We start from the raw sequence: 25,282 nt of genomic DNA on the forward strand, positions 1-25,282 counted from the left end.
AGGCTGATGAGCCTCGTAAGAAACTGGCAGAAAGCGACCGGTCTTCGGCGAGTCGAAACGAATCCGCAGTTTCGGCTCGACACGCTCGGCCGGCACGACGAAAGAGACTTTACGCTCATTCCGCTCGACGTTACGCTGACACTCGGTCGACACGGAGGTCGAATGCACGGCTCCATTCGTTGCGCACGAGACTCGGCGACGGCCTCCGCTTTCGCTTATTCGTCGTCCTGTACGGAAGCCCTTCATGGCCGGTAATCTTCCCCGCTTGCTCCACGATCTCAAGCAACGTTTGCTGTATCTCAGCAGCACGGTCGAAGACGCGGTGGCGAAAGTCGTGCAGGCGCTCGTGAATCGCGACCCCAAGCTGGCTCGCGAAGTGATCGCGGCCGACGCGGAAATCGACAACCTCGAAGTGCAGATCGAAGCGGAGTGCCAAAAGATTTTGGCGCTGCATCAGCCGGTCGCCGGCGATCTTCGCTTCGTCGTCGCCACGCTCAAAATCAACAACGATCTCGAACGGATGGGAGATCTCGCCAAGAAGATCGGCAAGAACGTCGTCTACCTGTGCGGCGTCGAGCCGACCGACGCGCAAGTCGACTTCCGCGATATCGCCGAGAAGTCGCGCTCGATGGTCAAGCATGCGATGGATGCGTTCGTCAACGGCGACGTCGAGCTCGCGCGGCAAGTCCTCGTCGAAGACGATGCCGTCGATCAACTGAAAGACGAACTCTATCGGACGCTGCGCGATGCGATTCGGGGCAACCCAGCGCAGCTGGATGCGCTGTTGAAGCTCTATTCGGTCACGCGCAATCTCGAACGGCTCGGCGACATGGCGACCCACGTCGCCGAAGAAGTGATCTTCATGGTCGAGGGGGATATCGTGCGCCATCTCGGCGGCAGTGTTTGATTCGAACCCAGTCGGCAACATGAAATTCTCCGGCAAGACGGCGCTGATCACAGGCTCGGGACGCGGCATCGGGTTCGGGTGCGCGCTGGAGCTGGCGCGCGGCGGAGCGCGGGTCGTCATCAACGATCGGCCCGGCAGCCCGGATCTGGCGGATGCGAAGAAGCAGCTTGAAGCGCTCGGCGCGATTTGCATCTCGATCGAAGCAGATGTCTTCTCGCGAGCCGGTTGCGAGGCTTTGCTCGCCGCGGCGCTGGCCGAAGTTCCGCGCATCGACATCTTGATCAGCAACCCGGCTTGGAACCGTCGCAAGGCGTTTCTGGAATACGAGCCGGCTGATTTCGACCGGACGATTCAAGGGACGCTCACGGCCGGTTTTCATATGTCGCAATTGGTCGCGCGGCAGATGATTGCGAACAAGCTCGCAGCGCGCGACGAGGCTCGAGGGGTGTCGGGCTGCCAAGGCAAGATCGTCTTCATTTCGAGCGTCCACGCCGAAATGCCCTACGGCTTAAGCTCGGCTTACAACGCCGCGAAGGCCGGCCTGAATCACTTGGCCCTCACCATCTCGGCCGAGCTGAACGCGCATCGGATCAACGTCAACCTCATCGAGCCGGGCTGGATCGATACGCCGAACGAACGAGCGGTGTTCGGCCTCGATAAAATGAACGAAGTCGCCCCGACGATCCCATGGGGTCGGCTCGGGCAACCGGCCGATATCGGCCGTGCGGCGGCATTCCTAGCCTCGGAAGATGCCGACTACATCACCGGCGCGACGCTCCGCATCGACGGCGGCTTCGTGCTCAAAGAATGCCGCGGCGATTCGATTCCGACGCGGAAGGAGTGAGCTTTTAGCGAGCAACGCTCTGCGCTTCGCGACGGCGCGTCCGGGGCTGTTGAATAGCGTTACTTCACGCTTGCGGTTTCGCGGTACCCATACTTTTCGATATACGGTTTCCAGCGGCGGTTGACTTCCTCACGTTCGGCGTCGGTCAATTGGTAGCGATTCGTTTTATAGTCGGAAGTCTGCGACGAGTATTGCTCCATCGCGGAGCGGACGCGCTCGAAGTCGCCGAGCTCGAGTTGGTCGTAGAGCGATTGCATTCGCCCGAGCGGATCGGCGACGAGATCTTCGTAGCGCATCTCGTAGAGCCGATTGGCCGGAATCAAACTTCGATCGGCCTCGAAGCGATCCATGAGTCGCGTGAATGTTTCCAGCACATACTCTTCGACACCCGCGAAGTTCGGCACCTGCATGCCGTGCGTTTCGTATAGCCGTTTCCAAAGATGCACGGTCGAAGGAAACAACACGAACGGATCGCGCACCAAGTAGACGAACCGCGCATCGGGAAACATTTCCAACAACGTGCGAACTCGACCGGTGTGCGGCGGCGACTTCAAGATGATGCGCTTCTTATGGACGAACGTCACTTTTTGCAGGAACGCGTAAAGCGATCGCTTCCAATAAGAGAGCTCCGTCGCAGTGAGTCCTTCGAGCGTGAGGTAGTTCCAATGTTGCGGAGGATGATTCGGAAACGCGATCGTGAGATAAGGCGAAGGAACGCCGAGATTGCAGAGTGCGAATTCATCTTCCTGCGGCCGGTCCCAACCCATCGGCATGTTGTCCATCGGTCGCCGCGAAGGGAGCAGCCAATAGAAGAGCCGCGTCACCCAAAACTTCGAGACCGTGAAATGGTTCGGCGCCATCACTTCGTAGGTGCTCGGCGAAGTGAACTGAGGGTCGAGCCCGAGCAGTTCGTGCAACCAGGTGGTGCCGGAGCGCCAATGCCCTAAGACGATCAGCGGCCGAGGCTGAATCTTCGTCCGCCGGATCGCGATGCCGAACAACAACTGCTCGATCAGCCACAAGCCGGAATTGAAGAGACTGATCAACGTGATCAGCACCCCTTTGATCCAATAGCGAGGGCTGATGGCGAACCGGTTCCGAACGAGCAGCCCGAGCCAGGTCGTGAAGCACATGCCGATCCACATGCGCGGCATCCACTTCCGTTCCTTCTTCGAGGCGGCGGCGGGAGGCGGAACGGAGGAAGATGGCATCGAGGAAACGCTGCGAAGGGAACCGAGAGCGAAGTGAAGAACTCAAGTTTAACTTGCCGATGCCGCCGACGACAAGCGAGTACGACAAGTTGTCATTTACGTCAGGTTAGCTCGGCAAACTTCAACGTTGCAGCGGAGCGGCGCTCGGCGGCATCGCCAGTCGATCGGCGACGGTCGTGAGCGCGGCGGTCATTTCCTGCGTGACGACTTCGTCTTGCTGCGCTCCGGTGAGCCGACTCAAGGCTGCGCCGCTTGGTGACGCGAACACCAACGTAGGGTAAGCCCTGACGCGATACTCCGCACACAGCTCCGGCGAGCGATCGACGTCGATCCGGACGCAGATGAAACGGTCTGTTAGCGGGCGGACGGAGTTGCGCGTGAGGACTTCCGTCAGCAATTGCCGGCTATGGAAGCACCAGTCGGCCGCAAAGATCAAGAGCAGCGGCTTCCGCTCGACCTTCGCTTGCGCCAGAGCTGCGGGAAGATCGTCGTAGTATTTCAATTCCGCCGGCTCGACCGTGACCGGCTTCGCGGGCTTCAGCTTCTCGACCACCGCTTCGCGCAACTTCGCCACGCGCGAACCTCCGGCGTTCTCATTCGTCGGACCGCAGCCCGAGGTGAGAACGACGAGGATCGCGGCGATGGCAACAGCGGAACGCATGGTAGCTCGGAAACGAATGTCGAAAGTCGGACATAGTGGGTCGTGGACCGCCGCAAAAAAAGGGCGCCGTTCGAGGCGAGACAAAGACGCGTGGTCCGTGCCGCTGCGCCCTTGGATCGTCCTCGGGCGGCGACCGACTTAAACCAAATCGAGGGTCGCGGGGGAAGGGGAGAAGCCGTTTTGCCGGCGTTGCGCGCGGAGCTTCATCTTGTTTCTCGCCGCGGGAACGTGCCGGCAGACTGTCATCAAAAACGACGGGATTAGATTGCTATTTTTTCGCCTGACCGACTCGGGCACTCCCTGCATTGCTTTCGCGCGCCGTCTTCCGCTTCGACCGAGGAGGCGTGAGTTGTGAGCGCCGCATGAGTTGCCCTGGACGCCTCGGGGCGATTTAGATACTGTCCGCCCCTCTTCCGAGCCTCCTCGAAACCGCACTTCTCCCGTTTTGAATCGAGAGCAGAAATGCCTCCCGTCGCACCCGCTGTCGGCGCCCGTTCGTCGACTTCGTGGGGACTAGATCTCGTACTCCCGATCGGCCTGATCTCCGCAGTCTTGGTGATCTTGATGCCGCTGCCTGTCGTCCTGTTGGACGTCTTGCTGGCGCTCAACATCAGCGTGGCGGTGATCATGCTGTTGACGACGATCTACGTGCGCACGCCGCTGGAGTTCAGCGTCTTTCCTTCGCTTTTGCTCGCGACCACGCTCGGCCGGCTGGTGCTCAACGTCGCGACGACGCGACTCATTCTCACGCGCGGCGCAACGCACGGCCTCGATGCGGCCGGCGACGTGGTGCGCAGCTTCGGCGAATTCGTCGCCGGCGATAAAGCGGTCGTCGGCATCATCATCTTCGTCATCATCGTGTTAATTCAGTTCATCGTCATCACGAAAGGTGCCACGCGCATCAGCGAAGTGGCGGCCCGCTTCGCGTTAGACGGCATGCCCGGTCGGCAAATGGCGATCGACGCAGATCTGAACGCGGGCGTGATCGACGAAAAAGAAGCGCAGCGCCGACGTGCGGAAATCACGGCCCAATCGGACTTTTTCGGGGCGATGGACGGTGCTAGTAAGTTCGTGCGCGGCGATGCCATCGCAGGCATCGTCATCACCGTGGTGAACATCGTCGGCGGGTTGTTCATCGGCATGTTCGAGAGCGGCATGACGCTCGCCGAAGCGGCTCACGTGTTCACGAAGCTTACGATCGGCGATGGGCTCGTCAGCCAAGTGCCGGCGTTCTTGATCTCGTTGGCGGCCGGCTTGCTGACGACGCGCTCGAGCACCGACTCGAACCTGCCGCAACAATTCGTCGGCCAGTTGCTCGCGCGGCCGCAAGCGCTGTTCGTCACCGGCGGCTTTTTGGGAATGCTCGTATTTACGAGCCTCCCCAAAGTGCCGCTCTTGTCGATCGCCGTGGCCTGCATCGCGTTCGCGTTTACGACGATGCGCAAGACCAAGTCGGACAAGAAAGCGGCCGACGTCGCCCAGACCACGGCCGACAAGAAGCCGAAGGACGAGCGAATCGAAGACCTGCTCGTCGTCGATCCAATGGAAGTCGAGATCGGCGTCGGCCTCATTCGCTTGGCCGATCCGAAGCGCGGCGGCGACTTGCTCGATCGAGTGCAGCGCGTGCGCCAGAATATCGCGATGGAGCTCGGCATCGTCATGCCGAAGGTCCGCATTCGCGACAACATGCGACTCGATCAGCATGCGTATCGGATCAAGATCGCCGATGCCGCGGTGGCCGACGGCATGGTCTACGTGAACATGCTGCTGGCGATCGATTCCGGAATGACCACGGGTCGCGTAGCGGGCATCGAAACGCGCGAGCCGGCCTTCGGCACGCGGGCCGTTTGGATCGAGCCGGCGCAGCGCGACCAAGCCGAAATGCAAGGCTATACGGTCGTCGAGCCGGTCAGCGTGCTGGCGACTCATCTCACCGAAACGGTTCGTCGGCATGGCGACGAAATCCTCACACGCGATGCGACGAAGCATCTCGTCAACGAATTGAAGACCTCGTCGCCTGCCGTCGTCGACGAGCTCGTGCCGGGCATCATGAAGCTCAACGACGTGCAACAAGTGCTGCAGATGTTGTTGCGCGAGCAGGTGCCGATTCGCCAGCTGGCGAAGATCCTCGAAACTCTCGGCGATCATGCCGGCCGAATCAAAGATCCGATCTTGCTCACCGAGTTCGTTCGCCATAAGCTCGCCCGCACGATTTGCACGCGCTATCGCGATGCGGAGAAACGGCTCTACGTCATCACGCTTGATCCGGCCTTGGAAGACCGCATTCGTGCCGGTTTCGAGCATACGGAACGAGGACTGTTCATTCGCATGTCGCCGCAAGCGATCGAAGCGACGTGCAGACTGATGGCTCGCGAGGTGGAAAAGCTCTCGGCCCAGAATCGTCAGCCGATCGTGTTGGTAAGCCCGCAGATTCGAGCCGCCTTGAAGCAGATGACGCAACCTCATCTCCCGCTGTTAGCCGTACTCAGCTACAACGAGATCACGCGTGACACGACGATCGAGTCGGTCGCGATGGTTGCAGACGCAAAATAAAAGTCAGAAGTCAAAATGCAGAAGGCAGAAGTTATGAAGACCGGTTGAGCTCCGTAGTTTTGCGTTTTGCATTTTTCGTTCACACTTTCCTTCGAGATGGAACTCATGGAAGTAAAGACATACCGCGCCGCCACGATGCAAGAAGCGTTGGCGATGGTGCGTAACGATCTGGGTCCGACCGCCGCGGTGTTGCACACGCGCGAAGTGGGGAACGCCGGTCTGCTGCGCTGGATTCCCGGCATGCGGCGCATCGAAGTAACGGCCGCGCTCGACGTGAACGTGCCGAGCCGGTTCGGGGGGCGCAAAGATGCGGCAGCTCCGGGCGTACCGAAGCCCGCTCACGCGCCGCAACCGCGCACCGCGCAATCGAACACTGCGCAATCGAACACTGCGAGCCGAATCGATTCGATCGTCGACGGCGGCGTCGCCTACGAGCCGACGTATAGCGAGCCGGCCTACGCTCCTCCTGCGCGGCGCGCAGCCATCGCTCCGGCGCATGGCCCGCACGACGAAGTGAAAACGCAGATCAGCGAACTCCAAGCGCTCGTCGCCGACCTTTGCCGCCGTTCGCGCGGCACCGGCCATCAAGACCTGCCCGAGACGCTGTTCCGTTTGTATACCGACTTGATCGAAGCCGAAGTGAGCGATGAAGTCGCACGGGAACTGGTCGAGCGCGTCCGCCGCGATGCTTCGGCCGGCGAAGTCGACGATCCGCTCATGGTCAAGGCGCGGCTCTCGCGCATGATCGAAGAAGAGATCGCGGTTTCCGGACCGATCCAGCTCGATTCGGGCCGGCGCAAGTTGGTCGCGCTCGTCGGACCGACCGGCGTCGGCAAGACGACGACCATCGCGAAGCTCGCCGCCAACTTTCGTCTGCGCGATAAGAAACGCGTCGGCCTGATTACGGTCGACACGTTCCGCATCGCCGCCGTCGAACAACTGCGTACCTATGCCGACATCATCGACTTGCCGATGCACGTCGTCAGCACGCCGCGCGAGATGCGCGACGCCGTGAACAGCTTGTCGTCGATGGATCTCGTACTGCTCGATACTGCCGGCCGAAGCCCTCACGACGACGTGAAGATTCAAGAACTCAAGAGCTTCTTAGTGGAAGCCGCGGCCGACGAAGTGCATCTGGTGCTCAGTGCAACGGCCAGCGCTTCGTCGCTCGAGAAGATGGCCCGCCAGTTCGCGACCGTCGGCACGACGCATCTGCTGTTGACCAAGCTGGATGAAACGGCAAGCCTCGGCAACCTTCTGCCGCTGGTCCGTGCGAGCCGCTTGCCGCTCAGTTACCTGACCGACGGGCAAAGCGTGCCCGACGACATCTCCCCGGCCGACGCCTCGCGATTGTCGCGCGTCGTGCTAGGGATGGAACCGCCGGTACAAAGTCGGCGGCAACTTGCCGCTTAGCGTCTTCTCCCCCGACGTATCCACGTCGGGCTATTGAAGGAGACGCGTTGTAGCTTCCTTCTGGTTTCTAGTTTCTGCCTTCTCATTTTCCTCCTCACATGCTCCCAGACCAAGCCAACGATCTGCGAAAACTGGTGCTCCGCGCCGGGCGTGGCGGCGGTCTGAACGATGCGCCGCCGCCGAAGATCGTCGTCGTGGCGGGAGGAAAAGGGGGCGTCGGAACGACGACCGTGGCGTTGAACTTGGCCGTGGCGTTAGCGCGCGAAGGGCGTCGCACCGTGCTCGTCGATGCCGATTTCGCCGGGCCCGACGTCGCAGGCCTGTGCCGCATCGACGAACAATACGGCGCGGCCGACGTGCTGGCCGGACGGCGCACGGTCCATGAAGTTCTGCAACGGGGACCGGGAGGCATTCAAGTGCTGCCGGCTTCGCGCGGGCTCACCGATCCCTCCGACTGCACGCCGCAAGCGCAAGAACGGCTCATCGCACAACTCGAAGGGCTCGGGCCCCATGCCGACTACGTGCTCATCGACGCCGGCTCGGGGAGCGGGCGGGTGATGCGGCGCTTCTGGGAAGCCGGCGATGCGGTGCTGCTCGTCACGCATCCCGATACCGTTGCGGTGATGGACGCCTATGCCGCCGTGAAACTCGTTTGCCAAGACAATCCGCTGAAGGCGCAAATCCTTTCGCTCGCGAACTGCGCAGCCGACGACGCTGCGGCTGCCGAAGTGCATGCGCGGCTCGATCGTGCTTGCCGCCGGTTCTTAGGCTTGAAAGTCACCGCTGCCGGCCAGTTGCCGTTCGACCCTTGCGTGCCGCGCGCCGGCGCAGAGCAACATCCGTTCTTACTCGAAGTGCCCGACGGTCTCGCGTCGGCCGGCATGGATCGCCTAGCGATCGAAGTGCCGCGGTTGGTTGAAGCCGAGTCGCCGCTCCATACCCACTTCCGTCGCCGCGCCGAATAACCGTTCGTCGCCGCGCTCGCGAAGCCACGTCGCCTGGTTCACATCTCGATTCCTTCCGATTCCGAAACACGCTCGGCGATTTCGCCGACTTCGCGCTCGTTCGTCGACTGGTTTACGAACGCACGAAGCACACGAAAATCGATTTTCAAAGCATTCTTCGTTTTCCGTTCATCCTTTGGTTCTCCGATGTCGATAACAGCGGTTACCGTCGCTAGACCTACTCCCGGTTCGGCCGGCAAACTTTGCGGATTGCGAAGTTTGAGCATGGCAAACTCGGAATTTGCGACGGTGGCTCGGGCTCGTTCGTTCGGAGTCGTCTGCGGTGGAAAGAATATACGCAGGGATCCTCGGTTCGGCGGCGTTCACGATCATGATCATGCGCGGCTGGTTGCTCGGCGACGAGGCCGGGAACGTGCTATCGCAAGCTTCGCTGGCGTTGTTGCTGTTCACCGCGTTGGGAGCCGTCGTCGGACGGATTGCCTTTTTCCTAGTCGAAGAGGGTGTGACGTCGAAGCTGCGAAATGAGCTGGCGCTGAAGTCGGAAGCGAAGACCAAGAAATAAAAAGACCCGTTCATAGAACGACTCGTTTGAGATACAAGTTTGCGGCGCGAACAGGAAGTTCGGCCGAAAAAGCGGATTAACGCTGTTAGCGGCATTCACGGAGGATTGCATGGCCACGGTTCTTGCCGAAGATATTGCTCAAGTTTGGGACGCCTTCAAAGCCGATCCCGAGAACCAGGACTATCGAAATCGTCTGGTCGAGCAATACCTGCCGCTCGTCAAATACAACGGCGAACGGATTTGGGCGCGCTTGCCCGAAGGGGTCGAGCTCGACGACTTGATCTCGGCCGGCGTGTTCGGCCTGATGGACGCGATCGACGCGTTCGACATGACGCGCGGCGTCAAGTTCGAGACCTACTGCGTTCCGCGTATTCGCGGCGCCATGCTCGACGAACTGCGCACCATGGATTGGGTGCCGCGCTTGGTTCGCTCGAAAGCCAGCAAGCTCAACGAAGCCTTGAAGACGCTCGAAGCCAAGCTCGGCCGAGCCCCGACCGAAATCGAACTCTCGCAGCGGATGGAAATCAGCGTCGAAGAGTTGGAAAAGATGATGGTCGAGGCCAACGCCGTCGGGCTCATCAGCCTCGACAAGAAGTGGTACGAAACGGACAGCTATAAAGACGTCCGCGAGATCGACATTCTCGAAGACAAAAAGGGGGAAGACCCGACCCGCCGCATCCAAAAGGGAGACCTGATGCGGCTCGTGACCAAGGGCCTGAACCGGAACGAACGCCTGATCATCATCCTCTACTACTATGAAGAGTTGACGATGAAGGAAATCGGCGCGACGCTCGATCTCTCGGAGAGCCGCGTGAGCCAGATGCACAGCTCGATCGTGCAACGGCTGCAATCGCAACTCGAACGCCGCCGCGGCGAGTTCGGGCACTAGGAGAAAGGGGTCGGTGGTCAGTTGCCTGAAGCGATGCCGCTTCGATGGCTTAATGCCCGGCCGCTTACTCGCTTGCGGGTTCGCGAGACGGACAATCGTCTGCGAGACCGGTATGTCCGTGAGGTAAGCACCGCTTGCGAGGTGTCCTCTCCGGCAACGCTGCTCCTTAGGAACGCCTGATCGCGTTCGGGCTGCTCCTCATAGGCATCCTGCCGATAGTCCATGCCCGATTGGGCTCGCCATTCCAAAGTGCATGGCTGCGAACGGGTTATCGTCGTTAAACCGCATGCAGGGCAAGCTTTAAGTAGGATCGATCCGCCTGGGCTTATCCGACCGCATGAGCCCCGCAGAACCCCGATTTCCTATTTGACCTTTGCTCCCGGTAGAATTTGTTTAACATAGAAAGGCTTCGGAATTTACGGTTACGACAGTCGCCTAGGCGCTGCCGGGGTTTCCGCCCCCGAGCAACGTCCGCTGTCGGGCTCGCCACAGAGCCGCCGTGCGGTCCGAAAGCTTTCGATCGGCAGCATACGAATCGACGCCCACCCCTGACCTGACGGCTATTTCGGCTCGCAACCGAAACCGCTGCGAGCCAGGGGTTTCCGTTTGTCGGAATCGGTTTTCGTTTGCGGCTTACCGCGACGAACGGCGCAATACAGAAGGTGCCGCCGCGAACTTGCCGGCGGTCGCAAGAGTCCGTTCTTAAGAATCAATCGACGTAGTCAGTTTTTCGGTAATCGTTTCTACTTCTCCCCGTCCCTTTCCCAAGGCGTTTCGTTTCTCAGACGAGAGTAAACCATGGACCTCGCCAACTATCGCAACATCGGTATCTCCGCTCACATCGACTCCGGCAAGACCACGCTCAGCGAGCGGATCTTGTTCTACGCGGGCCGCATTCACAAGATCAACGAAGTGAAGGGGGACGGCGATGGCGCTACCATGGATTACATGGACCTCGAGCGCGAGCGCGGGATCACCATTACCAGCGCCGCCACGTCGGTCGAATGGAAACACGACGAGCTCGACATCGCACCGCATAAGATCAACCTGATCGACACCCCGGGGCACGTCGACTTCACGGTCGAAGTCGAACGCTCGCTCCGCGTGCTCGACGGCGCCGTGCTCGTCCTCTGCTCGGTCGGCGGCGTGCAAAGCCAGTCGATGACGGTCGATCGCCAAATGAAGCGCTATCGCGTGCCGCGCCTCGCGTTCATCAACAAGATGGACCGCACCGGTGCGAACTACGCCCGCGTCGTCGCGCAATTGAAAGAGAAGCTCGACACGAACGCCGTCCTCATGCAATTGCCGATCGGCAAGGAAGACAAGTTCGAAGGCGTAATCGATCTATTCCGTCGGAAGGCCCTCTACTTCGACGGCCCGAAGGGGGAAGACGTTCGCGAAGAAGAAGTGCCGGCCGCGATGAAGGAAGAAGTCGAAGAAACCCGTCAACACACGCTCGAAGCGCTGGCGATGTTCAGCGACGAGATGATGGAATTGATGCTGGCCGAGGAAGATGTGCCGCTCGAACTGATCTATAAGACGATCCGCACCGCAACCCACGCACAAGAGCTGACGCCCGTCTTTATGGGCTCGGCCTTTAAGAACAAGGGCGTACAGCCGTTGCTCGACGCCGTGACGCGTTTCCTGCCGTCGCCGCTCGACCGTGAAGTGCGCGCCAAGCAATGGGACAACCCCACCGAGCCGTTCCCGCTCGCGCCCGACCCGGCTAAGCCGCTCGTCGCGATGGCGTTCAAGATCGTGGAAGATCCGTATGGTCAATTGACCTTCATGCGGATCTACCAAGGCACGATGAAGAAGGGCGAAACGTATGTGAACCAACGTACGACGAAGAAAGAACGCTTCAGCCGAATCGTGCGGATGCACGCCGACAAGCGCGAAGAAATCGATTCGGCAGGGGCCGGCGATATCATCGCGGTGATGGGCGTCGATTGCGCGAGCGGCGACACGTTCGCCGCCGATCAGAAGTACTGCTCGCTCGAAAACATGTTCGTGCCCGAACCGGTCATCAAGATGTCGATCACGCCGGCGAATCGCGACGGCGGCGACAAGCTCACGAAGGCCCTGCAGCGCTTCATCAAGGAAGATCCGACGTTCCGCGTCAGCTCCGACGAAGAAACTTCGGAAACGCTGATCGCCGGGATGGGCGAGTTGCATCTCGAAATCTACGTCGAGCGCATCCGCCGCGAGTATAAGGTCGACGTCCTCGTCGGTGCGCCGAAGGTCAGCTACCGTGAAGCCCCGACGCAAAACGTCGACTTCGATCACACGCGTAAAAAGCAAACCGGCGGTTCCGGCCAATACGGCTGTATCAAAGGTACGCTCGAAGTGTTGCCGGAAGACGCCGAAGAAAACTTCGTCTTCGTCGACGACGTCGTGCAAGGCCGCATTCCGCGGGAATACATTCCGTCGGTCGAGAAGGGCTTCCGCGCTTGCATGGGCAAGGGCCCCGTGGCCGGCTTCCCGCTCGTCGGGTTGCAGGTCGTGTTGAAAGACGGCAAGTACCACGATGTCGACTCGTCCGACATGGCGTTCCAGTTGACCGCGCAAGAGTGCTTCCGCGAATACTTCCTGAAGATGAAGCCGGTGCTGCTTGAGCCGATCATGAAGCTTGAAGTCGAAGTGCCGACGTCGTTCCAAGGAACGGTTGCCGGAGAACTGACGAGCCGCCGCGGCTTGATCATCGGCACGGAAATGAACAGCACGACGGCCGTCATCGAAGCCGAAGTGCCGTTGGCTGAGTTGTTCGGTTACTCGACCGATCTCCGCAGCATGACCCAAGGCCAAGGGACTTTTTCGATGGAGTTCAGCAAGTACCGCCGCGTCCCTGCGAGCATCCAAGAAGAAGTCGTGGCGGCGAAGAAGAAGGCCGACCTCGTGTTGGCGAAGTAGTCAACGAAACGCATCTCGGCTCGCGTCCCGTACGCAAGCCTTGCCGATACGCCGCGCCCCTCGTCGAAGAAAGTCTTCGCCGAGGGGCGTAGTTGTTTATAGTAGCAGGCACGTTCCACGTGCCGTCCGCCACGTGGGCCGTCTGTGGCGCGATCCGGCTTCTACTTAGAACGACGCTTGTGGCTACGGCACGTGGAACGTGCCTGCTACTCTCAGGGAGCCCATCCGATGTCCGAAGTCGTCATTCGCACTCGCAAGAACGGGCCGCTCGTCATCGCCGGGCCGTTTACGCTCGTCGACGCCGACGGCAACCCGTTCACGCTGCCGACCGACAAGCCGCTCGTGGCCCTCTGCCGCTGCGGCCATTCGCAGCGCCGCCCCTTCTGCGACGGCTCGCACAAGGATTGCGGCTTCATTGCCGAAGAATCGGCCCTGCCGCCGCAATAGGCGAATCGAGCCTCGGCCGAGCTCCGCAGCGCGCATCCCGCGCGGCATTCCGGAAGCGTCGACATATTATCCCCACGCGCGTCCATGAAAATCGACGGGCCCTTTTGCGTCGAACGATGCGGCCCGGCGCGGTTTGCGACTTTGTCGACGATGCGGCTCAGGCCTAGCCGTTGGTGCGCCGCGGAAGCGGTTCGTAAAATCGGACCTTCGTCGCTTAACCGGCCGCACGCCGCGGCCGAATGGAAATCGCGCTGGAAAGGATCCGCCGCCGCATGGAATCGATCGCCTCCGAGTCGAACTCCGCCGAATCGAACTTCGTTCTGGAAACCTCCGAGCCTTTCGTCGGCCTCTGGAGCCGGCTCATCAGCCGCACGAATTGGGAAAAGGGAAAGATCGTCGCCCAATGGCGCGAACGGCTTATCGCCGCCTCCGCCGCCCCGCACGACTACGCCGATGAAACCTGGAGCCGGCTCGTCGGCCAAGTCACGGCGCAGCACGTCGGCCGGTTGCGACGCACCTTCACCCGCTTCGGCGACGTCTACGAAACGTACGCAGGCCTGTACTGGACCCACTTCCTCGCGGCTCTCGAATGGAACGACGCCGAGACCTGGCTCGAAGGAGCGTCGCAAAGCGGCTGGTCGGTCAATGCGATGCGCACGCAGCGCTGGGAAGCCCTCGGCGGCCCGAGCGAAACGCAACCGCAAGCCGGCGAAGTCGTCGCTGCGGAACTCGATGAAGATGCCCCGCCGGCCGCGAGCGCGAACGAAGCCGGCAGAACCGCGACCGAGATTCGCGACCCTTCGGAATTCGACGCCGATGCCCACTCCGGCCCGAGCCATGAAGGCCCCGACTTCGGCGACGAAGAGGGTGCCGACGACGCGGAGTACGCGGAAACCGGCTCGGGCGATGCGCCGTTCGATCTGCCGTCGCCGCAACGGCCGTTCGAGAAGCTCCCGAGCTTGCCCGACGATCTGCGCGAGGCGTTCGAGGCCTATAAACTGGCGATCCTGCACCATAAACTAAAGGAGTGGAGCGACGTCTCGCCGGACGACGTCGTAGCGTCGTTGCGAGCGCTCGAGCAATTGGCCGTGGCACCGAGCTAAATCGGTGCGCGGTTGCGATGCGGTTTAAGGAACGATGGATGACGAATAAAGATCGTTCCCAACCGCTCGCCGGCCCATCACTTGTCGAGCCGTCGTTGCCTGACGTCATCGCCGACGACGCTGCGCTCGAGGAATTGCTCAGCCGTCCGACGCCGGCCGTCGTCGCCGCGCTCGCGCGCGTGCCGGGCGATATCGTGTTCCTCGGCGTGGCCGGGAAGATGGGGCCGACGCTCGCCCGCATGGCCGTCCGTGCGAGCGCAGCGGCCGGCGTGAAGCGGCGCGTGATCGGCGTGTCGCGCTTTTCCGATCCGAAGTCCGAATCGCAGCTCCAAGCGGTCGGCATCGAGACCGTCCGTTGCGATCTGGCCGATCCCGAGCAAACGGCCCGCTTGCCCGACGCGCCGAACGTCGTCGCGATGTCGGCCTTGAAGTTCGGCTCGACGGGACGCAAGGCGCTCACCTGGGGCATGAACGTCTACGTGCCGACCCTCATCTGCCGCCGTTATGCCGGTAGCCGGATCGTGGCGTTCTCGACCGGCAACGTGTATCCGCTCACCGACGTGCGACTCGGCGGCTCGCGCGAGACCGATCCCGTCGGACCGGTCGGCGAATACGCGATGAGCACGCTCGGACGCGAGCGCATTTACGAATACTTCGCCGAGTGCGCCGGCTCGGGCACTTCCCTGCCGCGCCCCACGCCGACCGTGATCGTGCGGCTCAACTACGCTTGCGAGCTACGCTACGGAGTGTTGGCTGATATGGCGCGCCGCATCTACGCCGGCGAAGCGATCGATCTTTCGATGGGTTGCGTCAACGCGATCTGGCAAGGGGATGCGAACGCCGCGGTGTTGCAATCGCTCGAGCGCGCGGCAGCGCCGGCGTTTACGTTCAATCTCGCCGGCCCGGAGACGTTGTCGGTGCGGCGACTATGCGAGACGCTCGCGGCGGGCCTCGGCAAGCCGGCGACGTTCGTCGGCGAAGAAGCTTCCGACGCGCTCCTGAGCAACGGCCAACTCGGCCACGGATTGTTCGGCTATCCGACTGTGCCGATCGCGCGGTTGCTCGCGTGGATCGTCGATTGGACGCTGCGCGGCGGCCGGTCGCTCGACAAGCCGACGCACTTCGAAGCGCGCGACGGAGCTTACTAACCCCATGCAGCTCGACGACGAAGTCTGCCTCTGCTTTCACGTCACGAAGCGCAAGCTGCAAAACTTTCTTCGCATCGAGCGGCCGCGGCGCGCGGCGCAAATGAGCGACTGCTTCGGGGCCGGCACCGGTTGCGGCTGGTGCCGCAGGTACCTAGCGAAAATGTTCGACGCCGCGCAAGCCGGCTCGACCGTCGCCGAAGCCGCAGGGCTCGACGATCCCGATTCGACCGATTACGCCCAGAACCGCTCGGCATACATCAAAGCCGGCGGCGGCACCCCGCCTCCCGGCGCAACACCCGCGTAAGGCATTAACAATCTCATTAGCCGGAACGCGTTAGCGTCCGGTCCAGTCTGGGCCGGTTATGGTGCGCTGTCGATTCCGCTTCCGAACCGGGGGCTAACGCCCTCCGGCTGATCATCCGACGCGAAACCAAACGCGATTTTACGACACCTGGAGTTTATAAAACTTCGTCGCGGTGCCGCTGAAGATCGCCGCTCGTTCGCTCGCACTCAGCGGGCCGAGCACTTCGTTCAACGCCGAAAAGACTTGCTTGTACGAGCCTGCAAGTTCGCACACCGGCCAATCGCTGCCGAACATGCAACGCTCCGGCCCGAACAACTCGAGCGCGTGATCGACGTACGGGCGAAGATCGTCCGGCTTCCAGGCTTTCCAATCGGCTTCGGTGACCATACCCGAGAGCTTGCAATACACGTTGGGATATTTCGCCGCGGCCGTGAGCTGCGGCAGCCAAGCGGCGATGCTTTCGGCGTGATTCGGATTCTTGATCTCGGGCTTCGCCAAGTGATCGATCACGAGCGGCAGGTTCGGCAACTGCTTCGCCAGCGTCGCAGCGTGCTTCAAATGCTTGACGAAGAAGAGCAGATCGTACGGCACGCCATGCTTCTCGAGCACCTTCAGACCGCGAATCACGTTCGGCCGCACGATCCAATCGTCGTCCGGTTCATCATGCACGATATGCCGCACGCCGACGAACTTCTTGTGTTCGCGCATCTCGAGCAGCTGCCGCTCACACTCCGGCGATTGCAGGTCGACCCAGCCGACGACGCCGAGAATCCACGGGTTTTCCGCGGCCATTTGCAACACCCAACGATTCTCTTCGAGATGATGCTGCGTCTGCACGAACACGGTATGCGTGACGCCGACCTCATCCATTCGGGTCTTTAAATCGGCCGGTAAGTAATCGCGGTTGATCGCCTCTTTCCCCGGCTTGCCGATCCAAGCATAGTCGTACGGCTTCGGCTTCGAGAGTTGCCAAAAGTGCTGATGAGCGTCGATGATCGGCATGGCGGCACCGTGAAAAGAGAAGGGCGTGTGGGGCGCGAAAATCAAATCAAGATCGGCTTGCCGAGTTGACGCCGCACGACGGCGAATTGTCCGGCGTGCATCATCGCGTGCGTGGCGATCAGCGTGAACATGTGGCCGACGGTCGGAAAGAACGACCGCATCCACTCCGGACTCGGCGCATCGAATTGCTCGACCGGCATTTCCTGAAGCGCTTTCGTCAAGGCGGCGTCCGCCTTCGCGATCAGGTCGAGATACTCTTGCTTCGTGCGGAACTTCGCGGCATCGTCGCAGCCGCACTTATCTTTCGCGTGCGCTTCGGCGAAGCCGGCGGGAAGCTCGAAGCTTTTGCCCGGGCACGCGCCGTCGATCAGCTGCGCATCGGAGCTGATCAGATGGCCGAGTTGCCAAGCGAGATGGTTGCAGCCCGGCGTGGGGCGCAGCATCAGGTCGGCATCCTCCAGATCGCTGAGGTACTTCGTGAGCACCATCGAGCTCATCCCTCGCGTCGAGAGAATCGAATCTTTAACGTCCATGAAATCGCCTTCCTAAAAATTAGGGTTGGAAACTCCGTCGCACTCACTCCATCCGCACGCCGATCGACAACAACAAATTCGCGAAGCGTTGCATATCGCCGGTTTGCACGGTGAGCACGTGGTCGGGGGTCGTGACGTGTTCGTAAAAATCCCACTTCTTGATCGGCTCGAGTTGCAGATCCATGCCGGCTTTCTTCAAGACCGCGCGGTATTCGTCCCACACCGGAGGATCGCCGCCGAGCGTGTAGGGATCGCTCTCTTCGTACATCATCGTGTTCACGCAATCGATCGGCACCGCCGAAAGAATCGCCTCGAGCACCTGCGCACAACTCACGATTCCCGGCGCGAGATTCAGGCAGACGATTTCGGCGTTCGGCCCCTTCTTGCTCGACGACGGATAGTGCCCGTCGGCGATCAGAATCTTGGCATGGTGTCCGGCCCGGCCGAGGATGTCGTTGAGTTGAGGATGGATCAGCGAGTGTTTCAACATGGTGGATTTAGGGTCGGGTTGGAGCGTCGATGTTCAGGCCCGGCGGCGGCGACAAGGGTGAAAGAACGCAAATCATCCCGTAATCCTCGCAGCCGGGCAAGGGTCGGGCCCGGGGGAAGCCGACGGCACTCCATTTGCTTACTTTTCCGTGACGATAACCGCTACTTGATGCTCGCCAACGACATTCTCTTCGGAAAGGTACTTCGGTGACCACGACCCCTTCGCGCGATGCTGCGATTCGACGCGTCCACGACCTCATCAAAAATATCAACATCGCGATGCTCACGACGAGCCGCCCGGACGGCACCTTGCATAGCCGGCCGATGGCGACGCAGCAAACGAAGTTCGATGGCGAGCTTTGGTTCTTCACCGCGGAAGATTCGCTCAAAGTGGATGAAACCGAAGAGCGGCCGGCCGTGAACGTCAGCTATTCCGACGCCGCACACAATCGCTACGTCTCGGTGTCGGGCCGTGGCGTGTTGGTAAAAGATCGGAAGATGGCCGAGGAACTTTGGAACCCGCTCTACAAGGCTTGGTTTCCCCAAGGACTCGACGATCCGCAACTCGCGCTGCTGCGCGTCGATGTGGAAGAAGCCGAGTATTGGGACGCCCCTTCGAGCACGATGGTGCAAGTCGTCGGGTTCGTGAAAGCGATTCTCACGGGCAAGCAATACGCACCCGGCGAACACGCCACGATTTCGATGAGCCCTGCGCCGACCATGTAAAAGCAGCTCATCACGTCGGGCTCGGCGGGGATTTTATTTCCGCCGAGCCCGATGGTATGCTGGCCTCACCGCCGGTAGCCGCTACGGGCACGTCTCGCGTTCGACGAGACGTTGCCGCGGCGCGACGGCTTGAGGAACATCGCATGCCCCGCCTCGTCCATTTGCGTTCGCTGTGGTTCGCCGTATTTTCGACGATCGCTTTCCTTGCCGACGGCCGGGCGCAAGGCGCCGACCAGCCGCGCACGCTCGATATCTATTGGGTCGACGTCGAAGGAGGAGCCGCCACGCTGATCGTCACGCCGGCCGGCGAATCGATCTTGATCGACGCCGGCAATCCCGGCCGCCGCGATGCCGATCGGATCTTTCATGTCGCCGTCGATGTGGCGAAGTTGAAGAAGATCGACCACCTTATCACCACGCACTTCCACGTCGACCATTTCGGCGGCGCAGCGCAACTGGCTTCGGTGTTGCCGATCGGCGAAGTTCACGACAACGGCCAATTCGAAGGGCTGCGCGACAAGCCCTCGCCGGAGTATCTTGCGTTTAAGGCCGATAAGCGCTCGGTCGTGTCGCCCGGCGACGTCTACACGCTGAAGCCGCTCGGCGAAGGGGCGACATCGCTCAAGCTGCAGTGTCTCGGAGCTCGGCAGAAGTTCATCGCCGTCGGCGATACGAAAACCGGCGGAAAGTCGGAGCCCAACGACTGCTGTGCCGCGAACCAAGTGAAGCCGGTCGACAATTCCGACAACGCCAACAGTGTGGTGACGTTATTGCAGTTCGGCGATTTCGATTTCCTCAACACGGGCGATCTCACTTGGAATCGAGAGTTCGATCTGGTCTGCCCGATCAATCGCGTGGGGGTCGTCGACGTGTTTCAAGTGAGCCATCACGGGCTCGACGTGAGCAACAACCCGGTGTTGATCAAGTCGATTTCGCCGCGCGTGGCAATCGTCAACAACGGCACCACGAAAGGGTGCGGGCCGCTGATGTTCGCGGCGCTCAAAGAGACGCCTTCGATCGAGGCAATCTACCAAGTGCATAAGAACCTGCGACCCGACGGCACGACGAACAACGCTCCCGATGAATTCATTGCGAACAAAGAAGCGGAGTGCAAAGGAGAGCACTTGAAGCTCTCGGTCGCGCCAGACGGAAAGTCGTACACCGTGAGCGTAGCCTCGACCGGGCACTCGAAGACGTACGCGAGTAAATAAGAGAAGGGGTCGGGGGTGAGAGGTCGGTGGTCAGGACGGATGGCTCAAGGCCGCTTCCTTTCCGACCCCTGATCCCCGACCCCCGACCCCTGTTCCCTCACTTCGGTCGCACGGTCGCGGCCCAAGCCATGAGCAGCTTTCGCTCCTCTTCGTTCTGGGCCACCGACCAGACCGTGTAGCCTTGATCGGTGAAGAAGATCCGCGCGTCGACGTATAAAAACGCCCCGTCTTTTTGCAGCTTGAGGCGCAGGTCGAGCTTTTGGTCGGGATCGAGCGTCCGGCTGTCCGGGTGCTCGATCTCGACGGTGCGATAGCCTTTCTTCGTGAACAGGCCGTGGATGCCGTTCACGTAGGTCTTGAAGGCCGCGACCTTTTGATCTTTGCCGATCAGTTTTTGTTTTTCGACGGTAATCGACACGCGCGACTTGTTCGCCGGCGTGGTGAGCAAGATCAACGTGCTGCCGGATGGGCCTGCGTTTTCGAAATCGCGCCGTTGGGCTTCGTAGCCTTTCGGAACCGGCGCGCACGAGACCATCTCGAACAGCACGACCCGCTCTTCTTCGGCTGCGCCGACGCGCGGCGCAACCGTGAAGATCGTCGTAAGGATCGTCGCGGCGAGCAAGCCGGCCACGCGCACGAGCATAACGAAGTTCCTTGTGTTTCTCCGGCGCGTGCCTATTCGGCCACGACCGGCGAGACGAGCGTGCCGATTCCGGCGATGCCGGCCTTGAGCGTGTCGCCCGGCTTGAGGAACGTGCCCGTAGCGCTGCCGACGCCGGCCGGCGTGCCGGTGCTGATGATGTCGCCCGGCTCCAGCGTCACGATGTTCGAGATGAACGCGATCACCGCGGCGACCGGAAAGATCTGCGCCTTCGTCGAGGAGTTTTGCTTCACTTGATCGTTGAGCAGTAGCTTCATCTCCAAAGCTTGCGGATCGGGGATGGCGTCGGCGCTCGTGATGCAAGGACCGATCGGGCAGAACGAATCGTGCCACTTGCCGTGCAGCCAATCGAAGAACGCATCCTTATCGCGCTTCTTGCGCGCTTCGTTCGGGCGGAACTTGCGGTTGCTGATGTCGTTGACGACGGTGTAGCCGGCGACGACGCTCAAGGCATCGCTCTCGGCGATCCCTTTGCAACGCGTGCCGATGACGACGGCGAGCTCGAGCTCCCAATCGATCGCACCGGGCGACACTTTCGGAATGACGACGGCCTTGCCGGGATCGACGAGCGTCGTCGTCGGCGGCTTCATGAAGACGTACGGGAAGGTTTCGGCGCGCTCCGTTGCGAGGCCGCCCCCTTCTTGAATGTGTTCGTTGTAGTTGCCGGCCAACAGAAAGAGCTTATTCGGATTCGGAATCGGCACATGCAGCTGCACGCTCGCCGTCGCGATCGCGGCTTCGGCAGGAAGCTTGCCGTCGTTCCGTTCGACCCATTGGCTGAGCTTCGAGGCCGCAGCGAAACCTTTCCCCTTCGGCGGGAGGAAGTCGAGCAAGTCGTCGCTCTTCAGAAGGCCGAGCTTCTCATGCGTCGCGGCTTCGTAAGCGGCGGCGCCTGCCGCGAGCGGCACGATCGACTGTTCGCCGTAGAGCCCGAGTTGCAATTTTCCTTGGTGCGTGAAGCGACACAGGCGCATGGCGAATTCTCCGAGGGCGGGTCGTGAGAGGGGAAGCAAAGGCGGGGAACGAACCGTATAGCTTCGCCGACGCGCCGCGAAAGTCAAGCAGCCGCGATGAATGCCAACGGCGACTAGCCTTTAGGCCCGTTGCGCCATTCTTTCCAGACCAATTGCGGAAACACTACGGCATCGCGCGCGTAGCGTTTGAAGAGTCGCCGCGGTTGGCCGGCGAGCCGATGCAGCCATTCGAGATTCAGTTTTTGCATCCAGAGCGGGGCCCGCGATTGCTCGCCGGCGAGAAAGTCGATCGTCGCCCCGATGCAGAGCGCCGTCTTCGCGTTGAGGCGGTCGTAGTGAGCCGCGATCCAATGCTCTTGCTTCGGCGCTCCGAAGCCGAGCACCAACACATCGGGCGCCGCGGCATTGATTCGCGCGACGATCCGTTCGTTCTCGAGCGTGTCGTTCTGAAACCCGAGCGGCGGGCTGTACGTGCCGACGACCACGGCATTCGGCCAACGCTTTGCGATGTTCACCGCGGCCCGATCGGCAACTCCCGGCGCAGCGCCGAGCAAGTAGATGCTCATGGGCCGCTCAACCGTCGCCGACGCGAAGAGCGCCGGCGCAAGATCGCTACCGGCGACCCGTTCCGGCAACGGACGCTTCAACAACCGCGAAGCCAGCACGACCGGAAAGCCATCGGCAAGAACCAGCGAAGCGTGCTTGTAGGCTGCTTGAAGACGAACATCGTCGCGCAACATCACGGCATGATCGACGTTCGGTGTCACGACGTAGCGGCAAGTGCCCGAGCCTTCCTCGATCCAATTCCACACTTGCGCCACGGCTTCGGGCATCCGAAGCGGGTCGATGTGCATTCCGAAAAGTTCTACGGTGGAGGGCATGGCGAATAGGGGTCGGGGGTCAGGGGTCGGGGGTCAGTGAGCAGAGTTCAGTTGAGCGCTAGGCTTGTTGCTTGGTTGGCCGTTTGCAGGTTGCGAGGACTTGTCGATAGACGTTCGCGACTCCTTCCGCCATGCTGCGGTCGGAAAAGCTTTCCGCTTGGCGGGCGTGGGCCGAGCTGCGGAGTTGTTGCCAATCGATCGAGCCGTCGATCACGCTCGAGATCCGCTCGGCGAGCGAACGGGCATCTCCCGGCTCGGCGATGAGGCCGTCGACATCGGCCCGCAACGCTTCGGGAATTCCTTCGACACGCGTGCCGATGACCGGAACTCCGTACGACATCGCTTCCAGTACGACCATCGGCAACCCTTCGCCGAACAGGCTCGGCAACACGAAGAGATCCATCGCCGCGAACTCCGCGGCCACGTCGCCGCGAAAGCCGCGCCATTCGATTTGTTCGCCGAGGCCGAGCCGCGCAACTTGCGCATGGATCGACCGTTCATATGCTGAGGTCTCGAAACGCCCGACGGCGCGGAGACGGATATCGATCCCTTCTCGCTTCAAGAGCGAAACGGCGTCGAGCAACACTTCCAATCCCTTACGCGGACGAAACAACGCGACGCAGCCGATCGTCCACGTGCCGACGGGAGTCGCTCGCGCCGCGAGCGGGCCGGCGAGCGGAACGCCGTTGTGCACGACATGAATCCGCTCGGCGGGGATGCCATGCTTGGCGCCGTAAGCAGCCAAGCTCTTCGACACCGCGATCGCGCCTGCAACGTGCGACGTGCTGCGACGCTCGACGACCGTGTTGAACCAATTGCGCAGCGAGTGCGTGGAGTCGTCCGACGTCGGGCTATGCAGATGATGCACCATCGGCAAACCGGTCAGCCAGGCGGTGGCGCGGCCGACCATCGCCGAGCGAACGGTGTGCGTATGGATCAATGCGCAGTTTTCGCGGCGCGCAATCTCGGCCAACGCGCGCGCCGGGCGAAGATCGAACTTGCCGCGCATCGGAGTTTCATACAGCGGCGCCCCTTGGTTGCGACGACGGAGCGGGAACTGATCCGGTTTAACCGCTGCGAACACGGTCTCGAAGCCGAATTCCGGCAACGACGCGGCGAGCAGATCTTGCACGCGTTCGGCTCCGGCATAATGCTCGCCGTTGACGATTTGCAAGACTCGGACCTTGCGGCGCGGTTCGGAACTTTCCGACTCGGACGGCGGACCGACGATGTCGGCGTCGAGGAGTGCGAGGTTCGGCATGAGCGTGCTTTCGAGACGTAATGAGGAGCGAGCCAATTCGAATATCGAAACGAGCGGGAACTAAACCGCCGACGTAATGAGCGGCGCACGCTCGGTCGTTCGCGCATTCGCCGGCCGCGTGTTCTCCGGTCGAGCAGTTCGCAAGTCGCTCGACGAGTAAGCGGCGGCGGGCGCTGCGGAAACCGGTTGTGCATCAGCCTGCGAGGGTTGCGCTTGCGTCGTCGTGGCGGAACCGTCGGGAAGGCGGGTCGTCAGCAGGAGGCAACCGATGCCGAACATGAGTCCGCCGCCGATGCCGATGCCGAGCAACGTCGTTTTGCCGGGTCCGATCGGCTTCGTTCCGGCGTCGGCTTTGTCGAGGCGCGTCAGGAGGTTCGAGGCGGCGCCGCCGGCCTGCGCGGCCCGCGCGTCGACGAGTTGCCGCTCCGATTGTTCCGCTTGCCGAGTTCGATACTGCATCTGGGAATTCAGCGAAGAATATTCGGCACGCGACGAGGCGAGGCGATCAAGCCGCCCTCGGGCCGCGGCGGCTTTCTGACGTCGATCGGCGACGAGTTCGTGAGCGACGTCGAGTTCGCCGGCTACGCCTTGCGCGGCGGCCGCGAGCTCGGCATGCAGGTGTCGGCGCACTTCTTCCTGAGCATCGAGCGAGGCCCGAACTTCGGGATGCTCGTGCGAGCGGCTGCCGAGCAACAGACTCGTGCGGAGTTGCGCGTCGATCAACCCTTCTTTAAGCCGGCGCAAAGCGGGTTGCGATTCGAGCAGGCGGTTCGGCGTGGCGAGCAAGCGCGACGAATCGGCTTGCGCGGCGCTGAGCAAGTTGTGCAGTTCTTGGTTATTGCGCTCGGCGTTCTCGGCTTGGCGCAACTCGCTTTCGAGCTCGACGACCAGCTTGCGCAGATCGCTGTCGCCGGAACCAAGTTGTTCGAGGTTGCGCAACTCGGCGAGGTCGCCGCCGATGCGCGTCTCGAAAGCGCCGAGCGTCGTGACCGACTCTTGCAAGTCACGACGGGCGATATCGACCGCGACTCCCAGCTCGCGAACCATGCTCTGAGCCTTATCGCTCCGCAGTAGTTGGAAGCGCGCGAGAAGCTCATCGGCCACGGCATCGGCCAACGCCATGGCGCGGGCCCGATCGTTATCTTTCACTTTCAAGTAGAAGACCTCGGTCGAACCGAACTCGGCCCCTTTCGGCGGCACAAGCTTCAGCGCATCGCTAAGGTCGTCGATATCGGCACCGCTCGGCCAAGCGCCGGCAGCGACCTTCGTATTCGCCGGGAGCCCGACCTTGCGCAGCGCCGCCTCGAGCACGGCGCGATTCTTAGCAAGCTCGAGCACCGTCTCTTGCACGGTCTTCATCTCCGAGAGATCGCGAAACCTGCCGGCGCCTCCTTGGTTGCCCGTCGCTTCGGCCCGGACGGTCAACGTGAGCGCCGCTTCCCAAGTTGCCGGCTTCGTGACTGCGTACAGCGAAGCGATCGCCGCGACGACGACGGCCGGCAGCGCCCAGCGCAACGGATGGCGAATGAACAGGCCGACGATATCGGAAAGTACCGGGACGGGTGCGGACATGGCAGTCTCTGCGAGGGACTTCTCAATGGGAGCGCGGTTCGGCGCGGCGAGTCGT

At 61.6% G+C, this 25,282-nt stretch carries 24 protein-coding genes; 14 read left to right on the forward strand and 10 right to left on the reverse strand.

All coding sequences use genetic code 11. The features are described from left to right. Positions 1 to 244: 244 nt before the first annotated feature. Both phoU and K8U03_20940 read left to right on the forward strand, forming a co-directional pair. Positions 245 to 907 (forward strand): phosphate signaling complex protein PhoU, encoded by a 663-nt coding sequence (gene phoU, locus K8U03_20935; GenBank protein ID MCE9607358.1) that lies wholly within the window; start codon positions 245 to 247, stop codon positions 905 to 907. A gap of 19 nt (positions 908 to 926) precedes the next feature. Next, positions 927 to 1,751: an SDR family oxidoreductase gene (locus K8U03_20940; GenBank protein MCE9607359.1), complete on the forward strand. Its 825-nt coding sequence runs from the start codon at positions 927 to 929 to the stop codon at positions 1,749 to 1,751. 59 nt (positions 1,752 to 1,810) lie between these two features. Here K8U03_20940 and K8U03_20945 read toward each other — a convergent pair whose 3' ends face one another. After that, on the reverse strand, positions 1,811 to 2,962 hold the full coding sequence (locus tag K8U03_20945) for a sulfotransferase (GenBank protein MCE9607360.1): 1,152 nt from the start codon (positions 2,960 to 2,962) through the stop codon (positions 1,811 to 1,813). 121 nt (positions 2,963 to 3,083) lie between these two features. Then, complete coding sequence (locus tag K8U03_20950; protein ID MCE9607361.1) at positions 3,084 to 3,623, reverse strand: thioredoxin family protein; 540 nt, start codon at positions 3,621 to 3,623, stop codon at positions 3,084 to 3,086. Positions 3,624 to 4,085: 462 nt separating this feature from the next. On the opposite strand from K8U03_20950, the gene flhA reads away from it, so the two are divergent. The 10 genes from flhA to K8U03_21000 all read left to right on the forward strand — a co-directional run bounded on the left by flhA (position 4,086) and on the right by K8U03_21000 (position 15,917). Continuing rightward, positions 4,086 to 6,176 carry a flagellar biosynthesis protein FlhA gene (gene flhA, locus K8U03_20955; protein MCE9607362.1) on the forward strand — a complete coding sequence of 697 codons (2,091 nt, stop codon included), beginning with the start codon at positions 4,086 to 4,088 and terminating at the stop codon, positions 6,174 to 6,176. Between the two features lie 105 nt (positions 6,177 to 6,281). After that, positions 6,282 to 7,589 carry a flagellar biosynthesis protein FlhF gene (gene flhF / locus K8U03_20960; protein MCE9607363.1) on the forward strand — a complete coding sequence of 436 codons (1,308 nt, stop codon included), beginning with the start codon at positions 6,282 to 6,284 and terminating at the stop codon, positions 7,587 to 7,589. 98 nt (positions 7,590 to 7,687) lie between these two features. Beyond that, positions 7,688 to 8,554, forward strand: a complete 867-nt coding sequence (locus tag K8U03_20965; GenBank protein ID MCE9607364.1) for a P-loop NTPase — start codon at positions 7,688 to 7,690, stop codon at positions 8,552 to 8,554. Positions 8,555 to 8,876: 322 nt separating this feature from the next. Continuing rightward, on the forward strand, positions 8,877 to 9,116 hold the full coding sequence (locus K8U03_20970) for a hypothetical protein (GenBank protein MCE9607365.1): 240 nt from the start codon (positions 8,877 to 8,879) through the stop codon (positions 9,114 to 9,116). 109 nt (positions 9,117 to 9,225) lie between these two features. Next, positions 9,226 to 10,005 carry a FliA/WhiG family RNA polymerase sigma factor gene (locus K8U03_20975; GenBank protein ID MCE9607366.1) on the forward strand — a complete coding sequence of 260 codons (780 nt, stop codon included), beginning with the start codon at positions 9,226 to 9,228 and terminating at the stop codon, positions 10,003 to 10,005. A 798-nt stretch (positions 10,006 to 10,803) separates the two neighbouring features. Continuing rightward, a complete protein-coding gene (gene fusA, locus K8U03_20980; protein ID MCE9607367.1) occupies positions 10,804 to 12,915 on the forward strand; it encodes an elongation factor G in 2,112 nt (703 codons plus the stop codon). Positions 12,916 to 13,143: 228 nt separating this feature from the next. Then, positions 13,144 to 13,362, forward strand: coding sequence for a CDGSH iron-sulfur domain-containing protein (locus tag K8U03_20985; protein MCE9607368.1), 219 nt, complete (start codon positions 13,144 to 13,146; stop codon positions 13,360 to 13,362). A 272-nt stretch (positions 13,363 to 13,634) separates the two neighbouring features. Next, positions 13,635 to 14,465, forward strand: a complete 831-nt coding sequence (locus K8U03_20990; GenBank protein ID MCE9607369.1) for a hypothetical protein — start codon at positions 13,635 to 13,637, stop codon at positions 14,463 to 14,465. Between the two features lie 38 nt (positions 14,466 to 14,503). Next, positions 14,504 to 15,613 (forward strand): NAD-dependent epimerase/dehydratase family protein, encoded by a 1,110-nt coding sequence (locus K8U03_20995; GenBank protein ID MCE9607370.1) that lies wholly within the window; start codon positions 14,504 to 14,506, stop codon positions 15,611 to 15,613. 4 nt (positions 15,614 to 15,617) lie between these two features. Next, positions 15,618 to 15,917 carry a (2Fe-2S)-binding protein gene (locus K8U03_21000; GenBank protein MCE9607371.1) on the forward strand — a complete coding sequence of 100 codons (300 nt, stop codon included), beginning with the start codon at positions 15,618 to 15,620 and terminating at the stop codon, positions 15,915 to 15,917. A 138-nt stretch (positions 15,918 to 16,055) separates the two neighbouring features. Here K8U03_21000 and K8U03_21005 read toward each other — a convergent pair whose 3' ends face one another. From K8U03_21005 to K8U03_21015, 3 genes are read right to left on the reverse strand one after another with little or no spacing between them, the layout of a single operon-like run. Further along, positions 16,056 to 16,919 (reverse strand): amidohydrolase family protein, encoded by an 864-nt coding sequence (locus K8U03_21005; protein MCE9607372.1) that lies wholly within the window; start codon positions 16,917 to 16,919, stop codon positions 16,056 to 16,058. A 41-nt stretch (positions 16,920 to 16,960) separates the two neighbouring features. After that, a complete protein-coding gene (locus tag K8U03_21010) occupies positions 16,961 to 17,452 on the reverse strand; it encodes a DinB family protein (protein ID MCE9607373.1) in 492 nt (163 codons plus the stop codon). A gap of 43 nt (positions 17,453 to 17,495) precedes the next feature. Further along, entirely contained in the window at positions 17,496 to 17,942 is a 447-nt protein-coding gene (locus K8U03_21015) for an RbsD/FucU family protein (GenBank protein ID MCE9607374.1), read from the reverse strand. A gap of 278 nt (positions 17,943 to 18,220) precedes the next feature. Between K8U03_21015 and K8U03_21020 the strand changes: the two genes are divergently transcribed. After that, positions 18,221 to 18,667: a pyridoxamine 5'-phosphate oxidase family protein gene (locus tag K8U03_21020; protein MCE9607375.1), complete on the forward strand. Its 447-nt coding sequence runs from the start codon at positions 18,221 to 18,223 to the stop codon at positions 18,665 to 18,667. A gap of 143 nt (positions 18,668 to 18,810) precedes the next feature. Next, positions 18,811 to 19,878, forward strand: coding sequence for an MBL fold metallo-hydrolase (locus tag K8U03_21025; GenBank protein MCE9607376.1), 1,068 nt, complete (start codon positions 18,811 to 18,813; stop codon positions 19,876 to 19,878). Positions 19,879 to 19,975: 97 nt separating this feature from the next. Here K8U03_21025 and K8U03_21030 read toward each other — a convergent pair whose 3' ends face one another. The 5 genes from K8U03_21030 to K8U03_21050 all read right to left on the reverse strand — a co-directional run bounded on the left by K8U03_21030 (position 19,976) and on the right by K8U03_21050 (position 25,227). Beyond that, positions 19,976 to 20,521 carry a hypothetical protein gene (locus K8U03_21030; protein MCE9607377.1) on the reverse strand — a complete coding sequence of 182 codons (546 nt, stop codon included), beginning with the start codon at positions 20,519 to 20,521 and terminating at the stop codon, positions 19,976 to 19,978. Between the two features lie 32 nt (positions 20,522 to 20,553). Continuing rightward, on the reverse strand, positions 20,554 to 21,513 hold the full coding sequence (locus K8U03_21035; GenBank protein MCE9607378.1) for a fumarylacetoacetate hydrolase family protein: 960 nt from the start codon (positions 21,511 to 21,513) through the stop codon (positions 20,554 to 20,556). A 113-nt stretch (positions 21,514 to 21,626) separates the two neighbouring features. Further along, positions 21,627 to 22,394: a WecB/TagA/CpsF family glycosyltransferase gene (locus K8U03_21040; protein ID MCE9607379.1), complete on the reverse strand. Its 768-nt coding sequence runs from the start codon at positions 22,392 to 22,394 to the stop codon at positions 21,627 to 21,629. A 58-nt stretch (positions 22,395 to 22,452) separates the two neighbouring features. Beyond that, on the reverse strand, positions 22,453 to 23,655 hold the full coding sequence (locus tag K8U03_21045) for a glycosyltransferase (protein MCE9607380.1): 1,203 nt from the start codon (positions 23,653 to 23,655) through the stop codon (positions 22,453 to 22,455). Positions 23,656 to 23,715: 60 nt separating this feature from the next. Beyond that, positions 23,716 to 25,227 (reverse strand): hypothetical protein, encoded by a 1,512-nt coding sequence (locus K8U03_21050; protein MCE9607381.1) that lies wholly within the window; start codon positions 25,225 to 25,227, stop codon positions 23,716 to 23,718. Between the last annotated feature and the right edge of the window lie 55 nt (positions 25,228 to 25,282).

The organism is Planctomycetia bacterium (assembly GCA_021413845.1).
Lineage (GTDB): Bacteria > Planctomycetota > Planctomycetia > Pirellulales > PNKZ01 > PNKZ01.